Origin of the sequence: Dickeya undicola (assembly GCF_000784735.1) — a bacterium.
Classification (GTDB): domain Bacteria; phylum Pseudomonadota; class Gammaproteobacteria; order Enterobacterales; family Enterobacteriaceae; genus Dickeya; species Dickeya undicola.
Map to the genome: position 1 here is coordinate 35,557 of NZ_JSYG01000030.1, position 21,358 is coordinate 56,914.

Sequence of the window (21,358 nt, forward strand, 5' to 3'; positions counted from 1 at the left end):
GGAGCGCGTAAAAACCCGGATTAACGCTGGTTACTTGCCATTTACCAGAAAATCTATCCTGGATCACAATAATCAACATTTGTTTTATTTCTTATTAAAATGGAATTTTTATTTCATATACAGTAAGCCGATATCAGCCATCTGTCACCCTAAAACCCAGCAGAGGTGTAACCATGGAAACCGTATCCAATTTCATTCACGGCGAAATCGCGCCCAGCCACAGCGCGCGCGTCGCGCCAGTGTTCAACCCGGCTACCGGCGAACAGATTCGTCAGGTGGCGCTGAGCAGCGCCGACGAGGTGAAGCAAGCCATCAGCACGGCGGCGGCGGCGTTTCCCGATTGGGCGAAACACTCGCCGCTGCGTCGTGCCCGCATCCTGTTTCGTTTCAAAGCCTTGCTGGAAGAGAACCTGAGCACGCTGGCGCGGCTGATCTCCGAAGAACACGGCAAAGTCTATTCCGATGCCGTAGGCGAACTGACTCGCGGGCTGGAAGTGGTGGAGTTCGCCTGCGGCATTCCTCACCTGCAAAAAGGCGAACACTCCGCTAACGTCGGCACCGGTGTAGACAGCCATTCGCTGATGCAGCCGCTGGGGGTGTGCGTGGGGATCACGCCGTTCAACTTCCCGGCGATGGTGCCGATGTGGATGTTCCCGATCGCGCTGGCGACTGGCAACACCTTCGTGCTTAAGCCATCGGAAAAGGACCCGTCGCTGTCGCTGCTGCTGGCGAAATTGCTGAAAGAGGCGGGTCTGCCGGACGGCGTGTTCAACGTGGTGCAGGGCGATAAAGAAGCGGTGGATGTGCTGCTGACCGACCCGCGTGTACAGGCGGTGAGCTTTGTCGGCTCGACCCCGGTGGCGGAGTACATCTATCGCACCGCGTCGGCGCATGGCAAGCGCTGTCAGGCGCTGGGCGGTGCCAAGAATCACTGCATTCTGATGCCGGACGCCGACATGGACATGGCCGCCAGCGCCATCCTCGGCGCGGCGTTTGGCGCAGCGGGTGAGCGCTGCATGGCGCTGTCGGTGGTGGTCGCGGTGGGTGATGACACCGCTGAGGTGCTGTGCCGCAAGCTGGAGCAGCAGATTGCGGCCATGCGCGTCGGCCCCGGTCTGGTCGACGGCAAAGAAAACGACATGGGGCCGGTGATTTCGGCCGCGCACCGCGACAAGATTACCGGCTATATTCAAAGCGGTATCGATCAGGGCGCGACACTGCGGGTCGACGGTCGTGGACTTCGCGTGCCGGGGCACGAGCAGGGCTATTTCGTCGGCCCGACGCTGTTTGACAACGTCACGCCGCAGATGCAGATCTATCAGGAGGAAATTTTCGGCCCGGTGCTGTCGGTGGTGCGCGTACCGGATTACCAGACCGCGTTGACCCTGATCAACCAGCACGAGTACGGCAACGGCACGGCAATCTTCACCCGTGACGGTGAAACCGCCCGCCAGTTCAGCGAAGAGGTGCAGGCGGGCATGGTGGGGATTAACGTGCCGATCCCGGTGCCGATGGCGTTCCACAGCTTCGGTGGCTGGAAGCGTTCCATTTTTGGCGCGCTCAACGTGCACGGCAACGACGGCGTGCGTTTTTACACCCGCATGAAAACCGTCACCAGCCGCTGGCCAGCCAGTGTGCGACTGGAGCAGCACGCCAGTAGTTTTGTGATGCCAACGCTGGAGTAATTCCACCTGACTTGCGGGAGCAAACGATGGACACGTTGAAAATGACCACGGCGCAGGCGCTGGTCCGGTTTCTCAATCAGCAGTATCTCCAGGTGGACGGCGAGGAAACGCCGCTGTTCGCCGGGGTGATGACCATCTTCGGGCACGGCAACGTGCTCGGCATCGGGCAGGCGCTGGAGCAGGATGCCGGGCACTTGCAGGTGCATCAGGGCTGCAACGAGCAGGGCATGGCGCACATCGCCGTGGGGTTTGCCAAACAGCACCGGCGGCGGCGCGTGTACGCGGTGACCACCTCGGTGGGGCCGGGGTCCGCCAATCTGGTGACGGCGGCGGCCACCGCCACTGCCAACCGCATCCCGCTGTTGCTGCTGCCGGGGGATCTGTTCGCCAGCCGTCAGCCCGACCCGGTGTTGCAGCAAATCGAGCAGTATCATGACGCCACCATCAGTACCAACGATTGTCTGCGGCCGGTGTCGCGCTACTGGGACCGCATCAGCCGCCCGGAACAGCTAATGAGCGCGCTTGTCAACGCCATGCGGGTGCTGACCGACCCGGCGGATACCGGCACGGTAACGCTGTGCCTGCCGCAGGACGTGCAGGCGGAAGCCTGGGATTACCCGCTGTCGTTCTTCCAGCGGCGGGTGCATCATCTGGAGCGCCGTCCGCCGGATAGCGCCCGGCTGGCACAGGCGGCGGCACTACTGGCGCGCAAACGTCGCCCGTTGTTGATTTGTGGCGGTGGGGTGCGTTATGCCGGTGCACACGAGGCTTTCCGCCAGTTTGCCGAGCGCTTTAATTTGCCGTTTGGCGAAACCCAGGCGGGCAAGGGCGCGCTGGTGTCGGCGCATCCGCTTAATCTGGGCGGCATTGGCGTGACCGGCGGGCAGGCTGCGAACCGGCTGGCGGCACAGGCGGATCTGGTGATTGGCGTTGGCACCCGATTGACCGACTTTACCACTGCCTCAAAATCGCTGTTTACCCATCCGCAAGTCGAGTTTTTGCTGCTCAACGTAGCGGAGTTCGACGCGTTCAAACTGGATGCCACCGCGCTGATCGCCGACGCCCGCGAAGGGTTAACGCAACTGGCGCAGGCGCTGGACGCCGAGGGCTATCGCAGCGACTGGGGGGCGGAGGTCGCGCAGACACGCCTCGACTGGCAACGCGAACGTCAGCGGTTGTCTGAACGGCGCGACGAAGACGGGCAGGGGCTGGAAATCGCCGGGCATCTGGAGGCACAACTGGCGGAATACCGCGAAACACTCGGCACCCGCCTGACGCAAACCCGGGTGCTGGGGCTGCTGAACGACGCGCTGGAAGACGACGCCATCGTGGTGGGCGCGGCCGGGTCGCTGCCCGGTGACCTGCAACGGCTGTGGCAGGTGAAAACGCCGGACAGCTACCATCTGGAGTACGGTTACTCCTGCATGGGCTACGAGATCGCGGCGGCGGTGGGCGCGCGGCTGGCAGCGCCGCAACAGCCGGTATACGCGATGGTGGGCGACGGTTCTTACCTGATGCTGCACAGCGAGCTGCAAACCGCGGTGCAGGAAGGCATCAAGATTACCGTGCTGCTGTTCGACAACGCCGGATTCGGTTGCATCAACAACCTGCAAATGAGCCAGGGGATGGGCAGTTTCTGCACCGAGAATCGGCGGCGTGACCATGACAGCGGTAAACTGACCGGCCCGCTGGTGACGGTGGATTTCGCCCGCAACGCCGAAAGCTACGGTTGTCGCGCATGGACGGTGCGGGACGACGCATCGTTATTGCAGGCGCTGCGCGAGGCGCAGGCACATCCCGGCCCTTGTCTGCTGGATATCAAAGTACTGCCGAAAACCATGACCCACGGCTACGACGCCTGGTGGAACACCGGCACCGCGCAGGTGGCGGACAACCCGGCGATTGAAGCCGCGGCGCGCGAGGTGCAATTACAGCGTTCAAAAGCCCGACAGTATTAAGGCTGATGGTGTTTAGCCATCTCGGCCCCCGCGATGATGAACGTCGCGGGGGCCGCCGCTCATCATCGTGATGACGTCATTTCTGCTATCAATGCGTTGTGTCACTGAACCGGGATATGCATGTCGATATCCCAGTAGCCGTCGTTATAGCCGTCATTGAGATAGACCTCGAAACAGGCTCGCTCTGGGTCGATGGTGTTTCCATCGCCAAGCAATGTGGCGAAAAATGCCTGCCATGAAGCACCGAAATCGTCGTTGGATACGCGCGCGCGAGCAATCGCGTACTGACCTGCGGCGATCGCCGTTGTGATCGCTCCGCTGCTGCTGGCGGGCAGATGAAAATCAGCACTCACGCTGACCACGGTATCCGCGGTCAGTTTTTCCGGCGGGGTGTCTTGCGGGTTGCCGTAATAAACCGCAATCCATTCCAGCGGTTGTACCGCGTGCTCGTCCACCCATTTCATCAGTCGCTCAAATCCTTGCGGCACCGTCTGTTCCCACGGCCCTACCAGACGGAACCCGGCCGCATGGCGTTTATCTACATGCTGAACGCTGTAATCCATATCTGATCCTTACGAAGAGAATGACTGTGTATTTATCGGTTTTCCCAACTGCGGGCATGATAGCGGCATGTTTCATCGCGCTATACCCGTCATACTTCAAGTTGCAGGTGTGTTGGCTGCGTTTGCTCACCCGAATCACTTACCTGAGTAAGCTCATCGGGATTCACTCACTTGCCGCGTTACAAGGCTCACATGAGCCTTGCCCTGAAGGGCCAACGCTTCGCGTTGTTCAAAACGCAATACGTTTTGTCCTGCAACTCGAATTATTTTGGGTACATACCGTGTAAGATCCCATTGTGGGACAAATAAATGAGATTGATAGCTATGCCGAAGTCGATCAAGAACCTCAGTGGACGTAAAGAGCGATTTGCTGCGCGTGTATTGCTTATTGACGGTTCAAACCGTGTACTTCTCCTGAGCACCCGAGACGCCAGCAATCCGGCGTTTTTAGAATCCTGGGAACTGCCCGGCGGCGGTGTTTTACCGGGCGAGTCGATCACTCAGGCAGTGGTACGCGAACTTTACGAGGAAACGGGAATTACCCTCTCAGCCTCGTCAGTCAGCTCACCGCGATGGCAACGGGACGTCCTCTATACCTACCGGGGAGAACGCCGTTTGCAGCATGAGGCGATTTGCTGTGCCAGAATCGAAATAGCGCCTCAAGCTATTGACGAGCGTCATAGAGAACCGTTCGAACGTGAGGACCACCTTCACTATCAGTGGTGGCCGTTGGACGAATTAAAAAGGTCGCAGGAAACCTTCTATCCCATCACCCTTCCACTGCATGTCGATGCGCTGATCGCCGGATATATGATTAATGAACCACTCGAAGTCTGGGACGAATAACGCCTCCGCTCGCCGCCGGGAACAAGGCATTACACGTTCAGCCGATGAATGACTTCGACAAACGCGGACACACCACTGTTGATTTCGCTAAAGCCGCGTGACAGGTCCTGTATTTTTTCCTGTTCATTAGTCAGGAACTGATTAATCTGCTCCATTTGTTGGTATATCTGCTCAATTAGCCTGGCATTATCCGCCACCATATGGGTTATCTGTTGTGTTGCCGTCGAGGTTGAGGTTGCCAGTTTGCGCACCTCTTGTGCCACCACGGAAAAGCCCCGACCGGATTCCCCCGCCCGTGCGGCTTCAATCGCGGCATTCAGCGCCAGCAGGTTGGTTTGTGCCGCAATACCATCAATGGTGCCGATCATGGCGCTAATGTTTTGGGCATGTTCATGCAAGCGGGTGCCAATTTCGGAGGCTGACTTGACCTGCTCCAGGATCCGCTCTGAATTGTTGATGGTTTCTCTCAACACATCGTTGGCGTTATAGGTAATTTGCGACGTCTGTTCTGACGTGGTCACGGCAATATCGGCAATACGCTTGGCATTTTCGACACGGGTTGTAATGTTGGATGCAAATTTGATGATTTTGTATACATGACCATTGTCATCAAGAATCGGGTTATAACTGGCCTCCAGCCAAACCCGCTCTCCCTGTGCTGTTTTGCGCTCAAAGCGGCCAACAAAGGACTCACCATTCCGGAGTTTGTCCCAGAAGTGCGGGTTTTCGCGGTAAAACGTGTCGTAGCAGAATATACGGTGATGTTGGCCGGTAATCTCTTCCTCACTATAACCCATGGTTTTCAGGAAGTTATCGTTAGCCCAGATGATGTGTCCTTCTGGGGTAAACTCAATCACCGCCAGTGACCGATGTAACGCAGACAGGATGGATTCTTTGTCCAGCAGGCTTTGATGGTTTTGGGTAATATTAGTCGCCAGCTTAATGACTTTAATCACCTCGCCATGACGGTTTTTGACCGGAAAATAGGTGGCTCTCAGAAATAACAGCTCTTGTTGCTCGTTATAACGTTCGAACACCCCAGAGAAGGATTCTCCGTTCGCCAGTCGCCGCCAAAATGAGTAGTACGCATCTGAAGTCACGTAGTGTGGGTTACAAAATATACGGTGATGTTCACCCTGAATATCATGCAGCGTATAGCCCATCAGGTCGAGAAATAGTGAGTTGGCGTACAGGATGGAGCCATCGGGCAAAAATTCGATATAAGCGATGTTTTGCTTAATCGCATTCATATCATATTCCAGCGAGCTTACCTTCGATGCCGTAATCTTTTTTCCTTCGGTATTCAGCACTTTTGATAATCCAAACATCGCCATCCCCTATACCGGAAACTTACCAGTGATCTTGTTATGCTTTACGTCATTCGGGTTGCAGTAAGCGCGATACGGCTGCAACCATGAAACATGGTGGGTAAATGATGTGGAGCTAATAAGAAAGTAATAGTGCAGATTTGGATTTATGGTAGCCCTGAATGCGGTTTTATACTCAAAATAATACAGGGTTGAGGGCCGTGTGCTTTTAGCGTTGTCCGCATAGGTGGCGTGATTATTATTTAAGTTCTGGTGTGATTATTTTTGTGTTAATTATTTTTCGGGTTGTTTTTTACTGGTGGATTATTCTTTGCGGGTTGTGATGTATTCATGATGCATGTCTACCGTACTTTTCTCATCTTATTTCAAGAGCACTCGTGTCATTAGGAAAGACTGAAGCGGGGTTCGATAATCCGGTATCGGTACACTTCTTTCTCTGCAATAACCGTCAACATTGAAACATTCATTTCATTTTTATGGTGGAAAAGGATGTGCTTTCGCTGATGTCCATCAGCCTATAGCGCGTGCTATCTGCACATCAGTTGCCAGGTTCAGCGTGGCTCTTTTTTACGCATTCCAGCCGGTTATCGGGTTTTCTCTGGTTCTGCAACGGGCTGACGATCCGGCTGCCGTTTCGTGATTTTGCTAACACTATTTTGCTCATATGTCACCAAAATGTTAGCTGGCGCGCAAAAACATAATTTCCAGTTTTACTGAAATTGAAATAAACGTTTTATTATCTTTACTCTAACAAGCAGAACAGACCCTGAACCCCTACAACCAACCAGAGATACCCTGCGGTATCGAGGGAGCAGCCATGTTTAACATTGCTTTACTGGGCGCTGGCCGCATCGGCCAGGTTCATGCCGTTAACATCACCGAACATCGGGAAACCTGTCTCTATTCGGTGGTTGACCCCAACCCCGCCAATGCCCAGGCACTGTCTGATAAATATCAGGCCCGCTTGCAAACCATCGACGAGGCGATGGCCGACCCGGCAGTACACGCGGTGCTGATCGCTTCTGCCACCGATACCCACGCCGACCTGATTGAACTGGCTGCCCGACATGGCAAAGCCATCTTCTGCGAAAAACCGGTACATCTGGATATCGCCAGGGTGCGTGATTGCCTGAAGGTGGTGGAGCAGCAGCAGGTGCCGCTGTTTGTCGGTTTTAACCGCCGCTACGACCCGCAGTTTCGCCGGGTGAAAACGCTGGCGGGCGAAGGGCGTATCGGCAAGCCCGAGTCGCTGATGATTATCTCCCGCGACCCATCGCCGCCGCCAGCGGAGTATGTGCGCGTGTCCGGTGGCATGTTCCGTGACATGACCATCCATGATTTTGACATGGTGCGTTTCATTATGGGCGAAGAGCCGGTGTCGGTGTTCGCGCAGGGCAGCAATCTGGTGGACCCGGCTATCGGCGCGGCTGGCGACATCGACACCGCTTTTGTGGTGTTCAAGTTTGCCTCCGGCGCGATGGCGACCATCGTCAACAGCCGCCGCTCCGGCTACGGCTACGACCAGCGGCTGGAATTGCACGGCGAGCGTGGCGTGCTGAGCGCGGGCAATATTCGTGAAAATCAGGTGGAACACTGGGGCGAAGCCGGTTGCCTCGCTGCCAAACCGGAACACTTTTTCCTACAGCGTTACCGCGATGCCTACGCGGCGGAATGGCGTCATTTCGTTGAAGTGCTGCACGGGCGCACCCAGCCCGAGTGCAGTGGCGTCGACGGCGAGCGGGCGCTGTATCTGGCCGATAAAGCGTTGGAATCGCTGACGACGGGGCGTGCTATTTCGCTCTGATATAACCAGAGGGCCGATATGCTGACGGCCCCTTATAACAAGATGAACTGACCTCTATACCCAGAATACGTCGAATGGCAGGGCAACACGCAGCACACCTGCGATTGGAAATATGACGGGTATACCTACACCCAACTGATACAGAGACAACACCATGAAAAAGATAACCCTCATGGCTGCGGCCATGGCCTTCACGATGTCGTCCGGTCTGGCGCAGGCCAAGAACGAACAGATTGTATTCAGTACCCCCAATCTGGCGATGCCGTTTGAAGTTCACATGCAGCGTACCGCAGTCAAGGCCGCCAAAGAACTGGGCGTCAACCTACAGGTGCTGGACGGCCAGGGCAGTTCCCCGAAACAGGTGGCGGACCTGGAAAATGCCATCACCCGTGGCGCGCAGGGCTTTGTGGTGTCGCCCAACGACGTCAATGCGGTGTCGGGGGCGGTCACGGAAATTCAGGACGCCAGGCTGCCGATAGTGACGCTGGACCGCTCGGTGAAAACCGACAAGAAAGTGCCGCACTTCGGTGCCAATAACTACAAGGGCGGCCAGGCGATTGCCGATTTCGTCAAAGCACGTTTTCCGAACGGTGCTGACATCGTGCTGCTGACCGGGCAGCCGGGGTCATCGTCCAACATTGAACGAACCCAGGGCATCCGCGACAGCCTGAAAGCGGGCGGCAGCAAGTATCACCTGGTGGCGGATCAGACCGGTAACTGGATGCGTTCCGAAGGGATGCGCATCGTTGAAAGCCTGTTGCCGTCGCTGCCTAAGCGCCCGCAGGTGATTCTGTCGGCCAACGACGACATGGCGCTGGGGGCGATCGAAGCGCTGCAAAGCCAGGGGCTGAAACCGGGCGACGTGATGGTGACCGGCTTCGACGCGGTGCCGGAAGCACTGGCCCGCGTGCGTGACGGTTGGCTGGCGGTAACGGCTGACCAGCGCCCCGGCTACGCGGTGACACAGGCGATGACCCAACTCACCAACAATATTCGCACCAAAGCCCCGATCACCGGCGCAGATTATCCGCCGACCATGATCACCAAAGACAACCTGAACGACGCGGAACGTATCGGCGAAGCGGGTAAATAAGCGGACACACCACTCACGCACCGGCCTGGTGGCCGGTGCGCAACGAGGGCCATTCCATGACTGAACCCTTACTGAAGATTACCGATCTGGCCAAGAATTTCTCCGGCGTCTGGGCACTCAACAAGGTGCAACTGACGGTCCTGCCAGGAGAGATCCACGCCCTGCTGGGCGAGAATGGTGCCGGTAAGTCCACCTTGCTCAAGGCGCTGGCTGGTGCGCAACCTCAGACCAGTGGTGATATCCACTTTAACGGCGAATTGCTGTCGCCGCAGGACTCGCCGGTAGCACGGCAGAACCGTGGCATTGTCACCATCTATCAGGAATTCAATCTGCTGCCCAATATGACGGTGGCGGAAAATATGTTTCTCGGCCGCGAATTACAGCGCAACCGGTTGTTTGTCGACGCGCAAGCGGTCAATCAGGAAGCCCGCACGGTGCTGGAATACCTGCAATTGAATATTGCCCCCACCACGCAGGTGGCGCGGCTGAGCGTGGCACAACAGCAGATGGTGGAAATCGCCCGCGCACTGACCCTTAACGCCCGGTTGATCGTGATGGATGAACCGTCCGCCGCGCTGAGCGACAGCGAAGTAGAGAGCCTGCATCGGGTGGTGCGCGAACTGAAAGCGCGCGGTGTCAGCGTGATTTATGTGACGCACCGACTGCACGAAGTGTTCCAGTTATGCGACCGCTTCACGGTATTTCAGGACGGCCGTTACACCGGTTCCGGCAACGTGGCTGATATCGACGTAGCGGGCATCATCCGCATGATGGTCGGGCGTGACGTGGTGTTCACCCGCCGCCCGCCGTCGGAAACCTATCATCAGGACAAACCGGTGCGGTTAGCGGTGAAAGGGCTGTGCCGGGAAAAACCGCCACTCGACTCGCACGGCATTGCGCTCGACAACATTGCGTTTCAGGTGCACGCGGGCGAGATCCTCGGCATCGCTGGGCTGGTGGGAGCCGGGCGTACCGAAGTCGCGCGCTGCCTGTTTGGTGCCGACCCGTTTACCTCCGGTGAGTTCTGGCTCGATGGCCAACCTTATCACCCGGTCGACCCGCTGCACGCGCTCGATCAAGGCATCGCATTGGTGCCGGAAGACCGTAAGAAAGAAGGTGCGGTGCTGGGCTTGTCTATCCGCAACAACCTGTCGCTTTCCAGCCTGTCGTCGTTGCTGCGCTGGCGTTATTTCGTCGACACCCGCCGCGAGGACGAACTGATTGAATCCTATCGGCAAGCGTTGCGCATCAAGATGGTGGACAGTGAGCAGGAGGTGCGCAAGCTTTCCGGCGGCAACCAGCAGAAAGTGATTCTGGCGCGCTGTATGGCGCTCAACCCGCGGGTGCTGATTGTCGATGAGCCGACGCGCGGCATCGATGTCGGCACCAAGTCCGAGGTGCATCAGGTGCTGTTCGATATGGCAAAACGGGGGGTAGCGGTGATCGTGATTTCCTCCGACTTGCCAGAGGTGATGGCGATTTCCGATCGCATCATCACCCTTAGCGAAGGCCGGGTTACCGGCGAATTGCACGGCGATGACGCCACGGAAGAGCGGCTGATGACCCTGATGGCCATCTGCCATGACGCACAACAGGCCGCATAACGGAGAGCCCATGAGTATGCAACAACCCTTATCCCGAACCAAACTGCCGACGCCGACCAACGGCCGGGGACGTATCGACCCGATCGCCTTCTTCGAGCGTTTCGGGGTGTTCATTTTCATGATCCTGCTGCTGATCTTTTTCCAGTCGCAGAACAGTAACTTCCTGACCGAACGCAACATCACCAACATCCTTACCGAGGTGTCTATCTACGGCATCATGGCGGTGGGCATGACCTTCGTGATCCTGACCGCGGGTATTGATCTGTCGGTCGGGTCGATTCTGGCGGTATGCGCCATGACCGCCGCCTACGTGATTAAAGGCGATAACTTCACCACGGTTGATGCTCAGGCCTGGGGCGGTATGAGCTGGCTGGTGGGGATTGGCATTTGTCTGGCGATGGGCACCGTGATCGGCTTCCTGCACGGGCTGGGCGTTACTCGTCTGCGGCTGTCGCCGTTTATCGTCACGCTGGGCGGCATGACCATCTGGCGTGGCCTGACGCTGGTTGTCAACGACGGTGCGCCCATCGCCGGGTTTGACCCCGGTTACCGCTGGTGGGGGCGTGGCGAGTTGCTCGGCATTTCCATCCCTATCTGGATCTTCGCGCTGGTGGCGTTGTTAGGCTGGCTGGCGCTGCATAAAACCCGCTGGGGGCGCTTTGTCTACGCCATCGGCGGCAACACCGAAGCGGCACGGCTGGCTGGCGTTAACGTGCAGCGGGTACTGGTCAGTGTTTACGTGGTGATCGGCGCACTGGCCGGTCTGGCGGGTTTCATTCTCAGCGCCCGGTTGGGCAGTGCTGAAGCGGTGGCCGGTATTTCGTTTGAACTGCGGGTGATAGCCTCGGTGGTAATCGGTGGCACCTCGCTGATGGGTGGCTACGGGCGCATCAGCGGCACCATCATCGGTTCCGTCATCATGGGGATCCTGATTAACGGGCTGGTGCTGATGAACGTCTCGGCTTACTACCAGCAGATCATCACTGGCCTCATCATCGTACTGGCGGTGGCGTTCGATACCTACGCCAAGAGCCGACGCGGTGCCATCTGACACAGGGAGCGACAGACATGAAACAGGTTCGAATTGGTTTGATCGGCACCGGCTACATCGGCCGTGCTCATGCCATTGCCTATGCCCAGGCTCCGGTGGTGTATCCACTCAAGGGGCAACTGGTGTGCGAGATGCTGGCGGAGGTTTCACCGGCGCTGGCAAAGCAACGGGCGCAGGAAATGGGCTTTGCCCGTTCTACCGGTGACTGGCGCGAACTGGTCGCTGACCCGGCTATCGATGTGGTGGATATCTGCGCGCCGAATTTTCTGCATCAGGAAATGGCGATGGCGGCGATTCGCCACGGCAAGCACGTCTATTCGGAAAAGCCGCTGGCGCTCAATGCCGCCGATGCACACGTAATGGCGGATGCCGCCCGTCAGGCCGGGGTGAAAACGCTGGTGGGGTTCAATTATATGAAGAACCCGGCAGCGCAACTGGCGAAAGAGATCATCGCACGCGGCGAGATCGGCGAGGTAACCCACTTTTACGGCACCCACAACGAAGACTATCTGGCCGACCCGCGCAAACCGGCGGACTGGCACTGCTTCCGGCATACCGCCGGGCTGGGCGCGCTGGGCGACGTGGGGACGCACATCGTCAATATGGCGCACTACCTGGTGGGCGACATCATCGAGGTGTGTGGTGACCTGCAAACGGTGGTGGCGCAGCGGCCGGTGAGTGCAGGTAGCGCCGACCAGGTGACGGTGGAGAACGAAGATCAGGCGCACGCGATGGTGCGTTTCGCCAGCGGCGCGCGCGGGGTGATCGAAGCCTCACGTGTGGCGTGTGGACGCAAGATGGGGCTGAGTTATGTCATCACCGGCACCCGTGGTGCCATCAGCTTTACGCAGGAACGCATGGCGGAGCTAAAACTGTACCGGCATGACGACCCGGCCAACCGACAGGGGTTTCAGACCTTGCTGGTAGGGCCGCAGCACCCGGAATACGCGGCGTTCTGCGCCAGCGCCGGGCACGGTTTCGGCTTTAACGATCAAAAAACCGTCGAGGTACGCGATTTAATCGACGGCATCGCCGCCGACCTGCCGCTGTGGCCCGACTTTGACGAAGGCTGGCGGGTTTCTCAGGTGCTGGACGCCATTGTGCTGTCGCATCAGGCGGCTCGCTGGGTAGCGGTGCATGAAGCGGGATAACGGTCGTGCCGACGTGTTGTCGATTTCCTTTTTTGACTGACAGGAATGGGCGTGATGAGTACGCAAAAGCAGTTTGATGTGATTTGCATGGGGCGCGTGGCGGTGGACCTGTACGGTCAGCAGATCGGTGCGCGTCTGGAAGACATGGGCAGTTTCGCCAAATATCTGGGCGGCTCTTCGGGTAATGTGGCCTACGGCACCGCCCGACAGGGGCTACGCTCTTCCATGCTGGCACGGGTGGGTGACGAGCACATGGGGCGCTTTCTGCGTGAAGAGTTGCAGCAGGTCGGCTGCGACACCAGCCACCTGATAACCGATCCGACGCGCCTGACCGCGCTGGTGCTGCTCGGCATCAAGGATCGGGAAACCTTCCCGCTGATCTTCTACCGCGATAACTGCGCCGATATGGCGATCACGCCGGAAGACGTCAGCGAGGATTACATCGCCTCGTCACGTTGTCTGGCGATCACCGGCACCCATCTGTCGCACCCGAACACCCGCGAGGCGGTGCTGACCGCGTTGCGCTACGCCCGTCGTCACGGTGTAAAAACGGTACTGGATATCGACTACCGGCCGGTGCTGTGGGCGCTGACTTCACCAGGCGACGGTGAAACCCGTTTTATCGAATCGGCGGCGGTGACGGCACAACTGCAACAGGTGCTGCACCTGTTCGATCTGATCGTTGGCACCGAAGAGGAATTTCACATTGCTGGCGGCAGTACCGACACGTTGCAGGCGCTGCGTCAGGTGCGGGCGCATACCGCGGCGGAACTGGTGTGCAAGCGCGGTCCACTCGGCTGTTCGGTATTCACCGGTGAGATCCCCGCGTCGCTGGATGAGGGCATTACCGTCAAAGGCGTGCGCGTCGAGGTGCTCAACGTGCTGGGGGCGGGCGACGCGTTCATGTCCGGCCTGCTGCGTGGTTACCTGAGCGGCGAAGGCTGGGAGAAAGCCTGTGCTTACGCCAATGCCTGCGGTGCGCTGGTGGTGTCTCGCCACGGCTGCGCCCCGGCGATGCCGAGCCGCATTGAGCTGGATAACTATCTGGCACGCGCCGACGCGGTGCCGCGCCCGGATCTGGACCCGGAGCTGAATCACCTGCACCGCGTCACTACCCGCCGTCAGCGCTGGGAGGAGCTGTGCGTGATCGCCTTCGATCACCGTATCCAACTGGAGGAGATGGCGCTGGCCTGCGGTGCTGAGCGTAGCCGTATTCCACAGCTTAAACAGTTGATTCTTCAGGCCAGCCATCAGGCGGCGCAGCAGGCTGGCTTACAGGGCGATGGCGCGTCATCGGGCAAGGCCGGACTATTATGCGACGGCACCTTCGGGCAGGACGCGCTCAATACCATCACCGGACAAGGCTGGTGGATCGGTCGCCCGATAGAGCTGCCGGGGTCGCGTCCGCTGGCGTTGGAACACGGCAATATCGGCTCGCAACTGGTGAACTGGCCGCTGGAACAGGTGGTGAAGTGCCTGGTGTTTTTCCATCCGGAAGACGACAGCCCGCTGCGGCTGGCGCAGGAGCGGCAAGTGAGCGAGGTATACCGGGCTTGCTGCCAGTCCGGCCACGAACTGCTGCTGGAGGTGATCCTGCCCGCCGACATGTCGCGCAGCGATGAGCTGTACCTGCGGGCGATCCAGCGTTTCTACAACATTGGCGTCCGGCCGGACTGGTGGAAATTGCCGCCGCTGTCCGCCGACGGCTGGCAGCGATTGGAGCGTCTGCTGGCTGAGCGCGATCCTTACTGTCGCGGTGTGGTGATCCTCGGGCTGGACGCACCACTCGACACACTGCGACAAGGCTTCAAGGCTGCCGCCGGTCAATCGGTGGTGAAAGGGTTTGCAGTAGGACGCACGCTGTTTGCCCAGCCAGCGCAGCAGTGGCTGCGCGGCGATATCGACGATCAGCAACTGATCACCGACGTTAAAGATAACTACCTGCAACTGATCGCCCTGTGGCGTCAACGCGGCTAAATCCATTTACTATGAGAGGGAATCGAGAATGACTGTTCAACTGGGTATCAATCCGCTGACCTGGACCAACGATGACCTGCCGTCGCTGGGGGCAGAAACTCCGCTGGAAACCTGCCTGAGCGAAGGGAAACAGGCCGGTTTCGCTGGATTCGAGCTGGGCAACAAGTTCCCGCGCCAGTCTGGCGTGCTGGGGCCGATTCTGAAAAAACACGGGCTGAGCCTGGTGTCCGGCTGGTATTCCGGCCAGTTGCTGACCCGTTCGGTAAAAGAGGAAATCGCCGCGGTGCAGGATCACCTCAACCTGCTGCGTGAGTTAGGTGCCACCGTGCTGGTGTTCGCCGAAGTGACCGGCGCTATTCACGGCGAGCAGCGCACACCAGTGCATCTGCGCCCGCGCTTTCCTGCGGCGCGCTGGCAGGAATACGGCGACAAGCTCAGCGAATTCGCCCGTTATACTCAGCAGCAGGGCGTGCAGATAGCCTATCACCATCACATGGGAACGGTGATTGAAACCGCCGACGACGTAGACCAATTGATGACCCATACCGGGCCGGAAGTGGGCTTGCTGTTAGATACCGGTCACCTCACCTTTGCCGGTGCTGACCCGTTGGCGGTGGCGCAACGTTGGGCGAAGCGAATCAACCATGTGCACTGTAAAGACATTCGCCCCGAGGTACTGAAAGAGGTGAAAAACCGCAAAACCAGCTTCCTGGATGCCGTATTAAGCGGCGTGTTCACCGTGCCGGGCGATGGTTGCGTCGATTATCCGTCGCTGTTTCGGCTGCTGAAAGCGCAGGATTATCAGGGCTGGCTGGTGGTGGAAGCGGAGCAGGACCCGGCGGTGGCACATCCGCTGACTTACGCCACACTAGGGTTCAATAACCTGCGTGGGTTTGCCCGTGATGCAGGCCTGATCTAACGGTTGTCGGCAGGGAGGTTGCATGTCTGAATTATTGTCCCGTTATCATACGCCGGATACGCAAGGCCGCATCCAGCAGATTACCCCGGCTCGTGCGGGCTGGCGTCATGTTGGGTTTGAGGTTTACCAGTTGTCGACTGGCGCGGAACTGATGCTACCGGCGGTGGCGGAAGAGCGTTGCTTAGTGTTGGTGGGCGGCCGGGCGACGGTGGCAACGCCGCAGGCACGGTTTGAGCATATCGGCGATCGCATGAACCCGTTCGAGCGGAAGAAACCCTGGGCGGTGTACGTTGCGCCGGGGGAAACGGTGACCGTCATCGCCGATACGCCGCTGGAATTGGCAGTATGCGCAGCGCCGGGCAATGGCAATTACCCCACTCGGTTGATCGCCCCGCAGGATATCGATGCACAAGCCCGTGGCAGCGGGCGCAATCGCCGTTTCGTGCACAACATCCTGCCGGAGGACAAGGCAGCGGATAGTCTGCTGGTGGTCGAGGTCTACACCGACGAGGGCTGCACCAGCTCTTATCCCAGCCATAAACATGATGTTGATAATCCACCACAGGAAACCTATCTGGAAGAAACCTACTATCACCGGCTCAACCCGCCGCAGGGGTTCTGCCTGCAACGGGTCTACACCGAGGATCGCTCGCTGGACGAGTGCATGGCGGTATATGACCGGGACGTGGTGATGGTGCCGCGCGGTTATCATCCGGTGGCGACGCTGGCGGGCTACGACAGTTACTACCTCAACGTGATGGCCGGGCCAGTGCGCCAGTGGCGTTTTAGTTGGGAGCAGGACCACCAGTGGGTGAATAGTGCGGAATACGCGGCAAAACACAGCGGGTGAGGTTTTTATCGTGCAGATAAAACCGGGTTGCCAACCCAACTGGTCATGTTGTTTGGTATGGTGACGTCTGCCTGGGCGGTGAATAGTTTCGTGCGGAATGAACAGAGCCGTTTCTTTGCCATTTCATCGCACGCACGACAAGGAGAGGCTCAAACGCCGCCTCTCCTTGACCACTGGCTTGAGGGCTAAACTATGCCGCTTCGCGGTTCCTTCGGCGTTCGCCTTCGCTGTTCGGGCCGCCCGTGACGCTCTCCCGGAGCGGCACGGGCTTTCGCCGCGTCCATGCGGCTCACCCGGCGAAGTCGCCCACCTCAGCACAGTTTTTGACGCCGGAAAACCCGTTCACCCTGTACTTAAAGGGTTTGTCAGCAGTTGGACTCAGGTTTAATACCCCTGCCGTGCTTTTCTGACTTCTTCCCCTAACTGCCATACCGCCATCGCGTAGTGCACGCTGTGATTGTAACGGGTGATGGCGTAGAAGTTCGGCAGGCCGTACCAGAACTGGTAGTAGCTGCCCATGTCGAGACGCAGCAGGCTGGCTTCCTGCTCGCCACCCAGCGATGCGGTGGGACGCAGCCCGGCTGCTGCCAGTGTCGACAGGGAGTAGCGAGTCTTGAAGCCGGTTTCCAGCGCAAAGGTCTGTCCGCTGGCGGTCACTGCTACCTGACCATTAGGCTGCCAGCCGTTCGATTTGAAATAGTTGGCGACGCTACCGATAGCATCCACCGGGTCCCACAGGTTAGGAACGCCGTCGCCGTTGAAATCTACCGCGTATTTCTTAAACGCTGACGGCATGAATTGGCCGTAACCCATCGCGCCAGCAAACGAACCGCGCAGCGATAACGGATCGAAACCGTCTTCCCGCGCCATCAGCAGGAAATACTCCAGTTCGCTTTGAAAATACTCGGCGCGGCGCGGGTAGGAGAATGCTAACGTTGCCAGCGCATCCAGAATGCGGGTTTTACCCATCACCCGGCCCCAGCGGGTTTCTACCCCGATAATACCGACGATAATCTCCGGCGGTACACCGTAAACCTGCTGAGCACGTGCCAGTGCATCGGCGTACTGATTCCAGAAAGCGACGCCATTTTGTACGTTATCTGGCGTGATGAACTGTTTGCGGTAGCGCAGCCAGGCTCCGTTGGGAATGTTGGAGGGGGTGGCCGTGGACGGCGATGGTGCCTGTTTGTCCATCAGCCGGATCACCCAGTCTAGCCGCTGCGCCTGTGCCAGCACGTCGTGCAGTTGCTGCCGTTCGAAGCCATACTGCCGCACCATTTTGTCGACAAAGCGGTCCACATCCGGGCTACTGGCGAAATCGCCGCTGGTCAGCATACCACCAGCGTGGGTGGGGGATAACAGAAAACCACCAGACGGTGCCGCAGCGGCGGGTGTACCGATAATTTCAGCCCCGGTGGGCTCAGCGGATTTATTGCTACAGGCGGACAGTGCCAACAACAGCGGGAAAACAGCAACCAGGCGACGCATCAGATATCCATATAATTCAGTCAAAAACAACGTGGCGGTCATGGTAGCGCAACGTCTATAGGGAAAAAACCGAATTGTGACGGACCGGCGCACAATAAGGGCTGGTCAGTGGTTGTATCGGATGTCGGCAATGATTCGATGGCGTAACGATAAAAACGTTGTGGAATATTGTGATGATTGTCACGAAAATAGCCGGGAAGAAAACCGGGGCCGAGCCGTCAGTGGCGATAACCGGCGTTGTTCCACCCGTGCAGGGATAATAAATGAACGTGATTGGAATCATCATGTCATCGGGAAAAACTTCCGTTGATGTTGCGCTGTATACATTGTTGCCGATTATGGTCGTGATGCTGGTCATCATGCGGTTTCTGGAAGTGAAGGGCATCGTCGATGCGTTGGTTCGGTGGATGGCACCGATTCTCAAGCCTTTCGGGCTCACCGGTATGAGTACCTTTGCGTTGATTCAGCTTAACTTTGTCAGTTTTGCCGCACCACTGGCGACGTTATCGATTATGGAAAAACGCGGGACGTCCGATCGCCATATGGCAGCGACGCTGGCGATGGTGTTTGCTATGGGGCAGGGCAACGTGTTTTATCCGTTAACGCCATTTGGCCTGCACTGGGCTGCGGCCATTGTGATCTCGATTATCGGCGGGTTGGCGGCAGCGGCGTTAACCTACCATGTGCTGGGGCGCAACCTCTCTGCGCAGGAAAGTGGGCGTTCTGGCGATGTTTCTGCTGAAGAACCGACGGCCAGAGGCGTTATCGGTATTATTAACAGCGCCGGGGCGGATGCCATCAGGTTAGCACTCGGATCGGTGCCGATGCTGATTCTTTCCATGACGATTGTTGGCATACTGCAATCCGCTGGCGCGGTGACCGCGCTAGAGCGCTTTTTCTCACCGTTGTTGGCGTCGGCCAATATTTCTCCTGTTTTTGTGATGCCGACGTTGGTGAAATGCCTGGCGGGCGGTACGGCTTATTTTGGCGTGGTGTCCGATCTGATCCAGCAGGGAAAAATGACCGCCAGTCAGATTAACGCCTCTGCCGGGCTGCTGATACAGACGTTTGATTTACCGGGTATCGGCATTTTTCTGGGGGTTGGCTCTCGCTTCACCCGCTTATTCCGCTATGCCGCGTTGGGCGCGCTGTTCGGTATAGTGATCAGAGCAGTACTGCATGGGGTGATGTTTTGAATCATCCTGACGTCAGGATCGACCGAATCGGGAATCATCGTCATCTGTTGTGTGAAAGAACCGTCATCAAGGCGCGTTTTTACCCCTTGATGACATTTATCTCTTAGTTTGCTAGCGCATTGGTCACGGCTTCTGGCATTGAAGGACGGCCGTTAGTCAGACACGTGGCGACAAAAGTGGCTTCTGCGTATGTGACGCCGTCGACCTTAATCAACTGAACGAAATTGACACGATTGCGCTTCTCGTTTTTCTCCAACTGACAGGTAACCTCTAACTGATCGCCTTTTTGCAGGCTTTTACGAAAGCGCAGAGAATACTCAAGGACCATATAGACTTTCCCCTGCTTGAATTCCTCTTCAATATCAATGCCTAGTGACTCTTTCATGAACGCATGGCGCGTCCACTCCATATAAAATGGGTAATAAAGACCATCGACAACGCCCTGGAAATCGATATGGCTATCCTCAACCTCATAATGTTTTGAAAACATTTCTGCATCCTGGTCTGGTGGTTACACGGTGACAAGCTTGTTGCTATATACCTGCCATACGCCAAGTTTCAGGTATGCTGGCGCGATTGGTCCGCCATCAAGGGAGCTCACCTCGACGGGTTAACGCGTGGCGTTGCTCAATACACCAGCATTATGTCCTGCAACTCGAATTAGCGGGGTATACAATACTGAATCCCCATAGTAAATGCGATAACGCCCCCACGTCAGCCAGCCGATCACGTCGTATTCGTAGTACCAGGTATGGTCTTCGGCATCGGTGCCCGACGTCAGGGTCGAACGCGCCGGAGGTCTGACGCCACAACGCGCCGTTGTCGCCTCATTTGATGAACAGGCTGGCACCGTGGCTGAGGGGGCCGAGTGGGTTGGAGTTGGTGTGAATAAGGCATCCGTAAGTCGCTGCAACTGAGCGGCGGATAAAATAAAACCGGAAGGATCGTGGGGATCACTTCCGGCTTTTATTATAAGTAGGCTTGCTTCCACTTGTCATCAAACCATTCTTTCTTATCAATTCGCCACTCATCATTCTTAAATTGAAGAGTATAGCGATATTGATTTTTAAATCCTGTATGTTGTTGAGTTATAAATACACATTTATTTTTATTTAACTCACTACTTAATACTTCTTCGTCTGGTGAATACTCTGGTGGTTCACCACATGATAGCGATATTTGCCTGCCCTGTTTTCTTTCTTTTTTTGTGCAGAAGAGAGCATATATATCATCAAGTTCCTTTTTGGCTGCATCTTTATGCACAGTCATTCCTTCATTTCTGAATAATGGGTAATACTTCAACTCCCACTGATTCATTTGAATGATAAATTCTTTTAGAACCTTTTCAGCTTTAGATAACCCAGTCATAAAAACACCTTAGTTATTGAATATTCTACCAAAGACTTTCTGGCCATTTTGATAGACGTCATAGTAGATTTCTGTAGGTCGGGTTCCACCGTTTCCATATTTAAACGCCCAGTCAATATCTACTGTTCCATTTTTATCAATATATTTTCTGACTTGATCTTCGAACACTCGATATTCACCACGGTTAATACCAGGCAACTGCGGGAACACATTCCCTTTACCGCCTTGCCCACCAAGAACATTGCCTAATATGTGTCCGGCATCATCGGTTTGATTACCTAATGAACGGGCGTAATCTCTGGAGCTTTGATTTGTTCCAGAACCCGTTCTAAGCTCGGCTTTCGATACGGTAGCTCTGGCTGATAATATTTCCCCGTTAGCCCCATGAGTTAACGTCGGGCACTTTGCCAACCCAAACGGATCGACCCAGCACATGGGATTTGAGACATACCCGTAGTTACTCTCACCCCCCGCTAT

17 protein-coding genes and 2 pseudogenes are annotated in these 21,358 nt (G+C 57.1%); 12 read left to right on the forward strand and 7 right to left on the reverse strand.

Features of this window, described 5'->3' with window-relative positions; genetic code table 11:
* The first annotated feature begins 173 nt into the window (after positions 1–173).
* Complete coding sequence (locus OB87_RS13610) at positions 174–1,685, forward strand: CoA-acylating methylmalonate-semialdehyde dehydrogenase (protein WP_033569969.1); 1,512 nt, start codon at positions 174–176, stop codon at positions 1,683–1,685.
* Positions 1,686–1,711: 26 nt separating this feature from the next.
* Positions 1,712–3,643 (forward strand): 3D-(3,5/4)-trihydroxycyclohexane-1,2-dione acylhydrolase (decyclizing), encoded by a 1,932-nt coding sequence (gene iolD, locus OB87_RS13615; protein ID WP_033569970.1) that lies wholly within the window; start codon positions 1,712–1,714, stop codon positions 3,641–3,643.
* A gap of 101 nt (positions 3,644–3,744) precedes the next feature.
* Here iolD and sbmC read toward each other — a convergent pair whose 3' ends face one another.
* A complete protein-coding gene (gene sbmC, locus OB87_RS13620) occupies positions 3,745–4,206 on the reverse strand; it encodes a DNA gyrase inhibitor SbmC (RefSeq protein WP_033569971.1) in 462 nt (153 codons plus the stop codon).
* 324 nt (positions 4,207–4,530) lie between these two features.
* On the opposite strand from sbmC, the gene OB87_RS13625 reads away from it, so the two are divergent.
* Positions 4,531–5,052 (forward strand): NUDIX hydrolase, encoded by a 522-nt coding sequence (locus OB87_RS13625; RefSeq protein WP_050515721.1) that lies wholly within the window; start codon positions 4,531–4,533, stop codon positions 5,050–5,052.
* A 29-nt stretch (positions 5,053–5,081) separates the two neighbouring features.
* Here OB87_RS13625 and OB87_RS21175 read toward each other — a convergent pair.
* Both OB87_RS21175 and OB87_RS21180 read right to left on the reverse strand, forming a co-directional pair.
* A pseudogene (locus tag OB87_RS21175) lies at positions 5,082–5,429 on the reverse strand (methyl-accepting chemotaxis protein); the annotation flags it as partial.
* A gap of 174 nt (positions 5,430–5,603) precedes the next feature.
* Positions 5,604–6,386 (reverse strand): annotated as a pseudogene (locus OB87_RS21180) (PAS domain-containing protein); the annotation flags it as partial.
* Positions 6,387–7,197: 811 nt separating this feature from the next.
* Between OB87_RS21180 and iolG the strand changes: the two are divergent.
* The 8 genes from iolG to iolB all read left to right on the forward strand — a co-directional run bounded on the left by iolG (position 7,198) and on the right by iolB (position 16,829).
* Positions 7,198–8,184 carry an inositol 2-dehydrogenase gene (gene iolG, locus OB87_RS13635; RefSeq protein ID WP_033569972.1) on the forward strand — a complete coding sequence of 329 codons (987 nt, stop codon included), beginning with the start codon at positions 7,198–7,200 and terminating at the stop codon, positions 8,182–8,184.
* Between the two features lie 172 nt (positions 8,185–8,356).
* Complete coding sequence (locus OB87_RS13640; protein WP_395856911.1) at positions 8,357–9,277, forward strand: substrate-binding domain-containing protein; 921 nt, start codon at positions 8,357–8,359, stop codon at positions 9,275–9,277.
* 56 nt (positions 9,278–9,333) lie between these two features.
* Complete coding sequence (locus OB87_RS13645; RefSeq protein WP_033569974.1) at positions 9,334–10,881, forward strand: sugar ABC transporter ATP-binding protein; 1,548 nt, start codon at positions 9,334–9,336, stop codon at positions 10,879–10,881.
* 16 nt (positions 10,882–10,897) lie between these two features.
* Positions 10,898–11,932, forward strand: a complete 1,035-nt coding sequence (locus tag OB87_RS13650) for an ABC transporter permease (RefSeq protein ID WP_033569989.1) — start codon at positions 10,898–10,900, stop codon at positions 11,930–11,932.
* 17 nt (positions 11,933–11,949) lie between these two features.
* Complete coding sequence (locus tag OB87_RS13655) at positions 11,950–13,083, forward strand: Gfo/Idh/MocA family protein (RefSeq protein WP_033569975.1); 1,134 nt, start codon at positions 11,950–11,952, stop codon at positions 13,081–13,083.
* Positions 13,084–13,137: 54 nt separating this feature from the next.
* On the forward strand, positions 13,138–15,060 hold the full coding sequence (locus tag OB87_RS13660; protein ID WP_033569976.1) for a bifunctional 5-dehydro-2-deoxygluconokinase/5-dehydro-2-deoxyphosphogluconate aldolase: 1,923 nt from the start codon (positions 13,138–13,140) through the stop codon (positions 15,058–15,060).
* Between the two features lie 28 nt (positions 15,061–15,088).
* Positions 15,089–15,979 carry a myo-inosose-2 dehydratase gene (gene iolE / locus OB87_RS13665; protein WP_033569977.1) on the forward strand — a complete coding sequence of 297 codons (891 nt, stop codon included), beginning with the start codon at positions 15,089–15,091 and terminating at the stop codon, positions 15,977–15,979.
* 22 nt (positions 15,980–16,001) lie between these two features.
* Entirely contained in the window at positions 16,002–16,829 is an 828-nt protein-coding gene (iolB, locus tag OB87_RS13670) for a 5-deoxy-glucuronate isomerase (RefSeq protein WP_033569978.1), read from the forward strand.
* A gap of 384 nt (positions 16,830–17,213) precedes the next feature.
* On the opposite strand, the gene mltB is transcribed toward iolB, so the two are convergent.
* Positions 17,214–18,317 carry a lytic murein transglycosylase B gene (gene mltB, locus OB87_RS13675; RefSeq protein ID WP_033569979.1) on the reverse strand — a complete coding sequence of 368 codons (1,104 nt, stop codon included), beginning with the start codon at positions 18,315–18,317 and terminating at the stop codon, positions 17,214–17,216.
* A 263-nt stretch (positions 18,318–18,580) separates the two neighbouring features.
* Between mltB and OB87_RS13680 the strand changes: the two genes are divergently transcribed.
* On the forward strand, positions 18,581–19,513 hold the full coding sequence (locus OB87_RS13680) for a nucleoside recognition domain-containing protein (protein ID WP_033569980.1): 933 nt from the start codon (positions 18,581–18,583) through the stop codon (positions 19,511–19,513).
* Between the two features lie 103 nt (positions 19,514–19,616).
* Here OB87_RS13680 and OB87_RS13685 read toward each other — a convergent pair whose 3' ends face one another.
* The 3 genes from OB87_RS13685 to OB87_RS19975 all read right to left on the reverse strand — a co-directional run.
* Positions 19,617–20,003: an acyl-CoA thioesterase gene (locus tag OB87_RS13685; RefSeq protein WP_033569981.1), complete on the reverse strand. Its 387-nt coding sequence runs from the start codon at positions 20,001–20,003 to the stop codon at positions 19,617–19,619.
* A gap of 479 nt (positions 20,004–20,482) precedes the next feature.
* The gene (locus OB87_RS13690) at positions 20,483–20,881 is read right to left on the reverse strand and encodes an NTF2 fold immunity protein (RefSeq protein ID WP_033569982.1); all 399 of its coding nucleotides are present in this window, start codon (positions 20,879–20,881) and stop codon (positions 20,483–20,485) included.
* A 9-nt stretch (positions 20,882–20,890) separates the two neighbouring features.
* A partial coding sequence (locus OB87_RS19975; RefSeq protein ID WP_200884302.1) for a DNA/RNA non-specific endonuclease occupies positions 20,891–21,358 on the reverse strand: 468 nt, incomplete at its 5' end.

Bases quoted from the DNA above. Each gene is read 5' to 3' on its own strand.
- OB87_RS13610 (WP_033569969.1), top strand. From the start codon at position 174: ATGGAAACCGTATCCAATTTCATTCACGGCGAAATCGCGCCCAGCCAC.
- iolD (WP_033569970.1), top strand. From the start codon at position 1,712: ATGGACACGTTGAAAATGACCACGGCGCAGGCGCTGGTCCGGTTTCTC.
- sbmC (WP_033569971.1), bottom strand. From the start codon at position 4,206: ATGGATTACAGCGTTCAGCATGTAGATAAACGCCATGCGGCCGGGTTC.
- OB87_RS13625 (WP_050515721.1), top strand. From the start codon at position 4,531: ATGCCGAAGTCGATCAAGAACCTCAGTGGACGTAAAGAGCGATTTGCT.
- iolG (WP_033569972.1), top strand. From the start codon at position 7,198: ATGTTTAACATTGCTTTACTGGGCGCTGGCCGCATCGGCCAGGTTCAT.
- OB87_RS13640 (WP_395856911.1), top strand. From the start codon at position 8,357: ATGGCTGCGGCCATGGCCTTCACGATGTCGTCCGGTCTGGCGCAGGCC.
- OB87_RS13645 (WP_033569974.1), top strand. From the start codon at position 9,334: ATGACTGAACCCTTACTGAAGATTACCGATCTGGCCAAGAATTTCTCC.
- OB87_RS13650 (WP_033569989.1), top strand. From the start codon at position 10,898: ATGCAACAACCCTTATCCCGAACCAAACTGCCGACGCCGACCAACGGC.
- OB87_RS13655 (WP_033569975.1), top strand. From the start codon at position 11,950: ATGAAACAGGTTCGAATTGGTTTGATCGGCACCGGCTACATCGGCCGT.
- OB87_RS13660 (WP_033569976.1), top strand. From the start codon at position 13,138: ATGAGTACGCAAAAGCAGTTTGATGTGATTTGCATGGGGCGCGTGGCG.
- iolE (WP_033569977.1), top strand. From the start codon at position 15,089: ATGACTGTTCAACTGGGTATCAATCCGCTGACCTGGACCAACGATGAC.
- iolB (WP_033569978.1), top strand. From the start codon at position 16,002: ATGTCTGAATTATTGTCCCGTTATCATACGCCGGATACGCAAGGCCGC.
- mltB (WP_033569979.1), bottom strand. From the start codon at position 18,317: ATGCGTCGCCTGGTTGCTGTTTTCCCGCTGTTGTTGGCACTGTCCGCC.
- OB87_RS13680 (WP_033569980.1), top strand. From the start codon at position 18,581: ATGAACGTGATTGGAATCATCATGTCATCGGGAAAAACTTCCGTTGAT.
- OB87_RS13685 (WP_033569981.1), bottom strand. From the start codon at position 20,003: ATGTTTTCAAAACATTATGAGGTTGAGGATAGCCATATCGATTTCCAG.
- OB87_RS13690 (WP_033569982.1), bottom strand. From the start codon at position 20,881: ATGACTGGGTTATCTAAAGCTGAAAAGGTTCTAAAAGAATTTATCATT.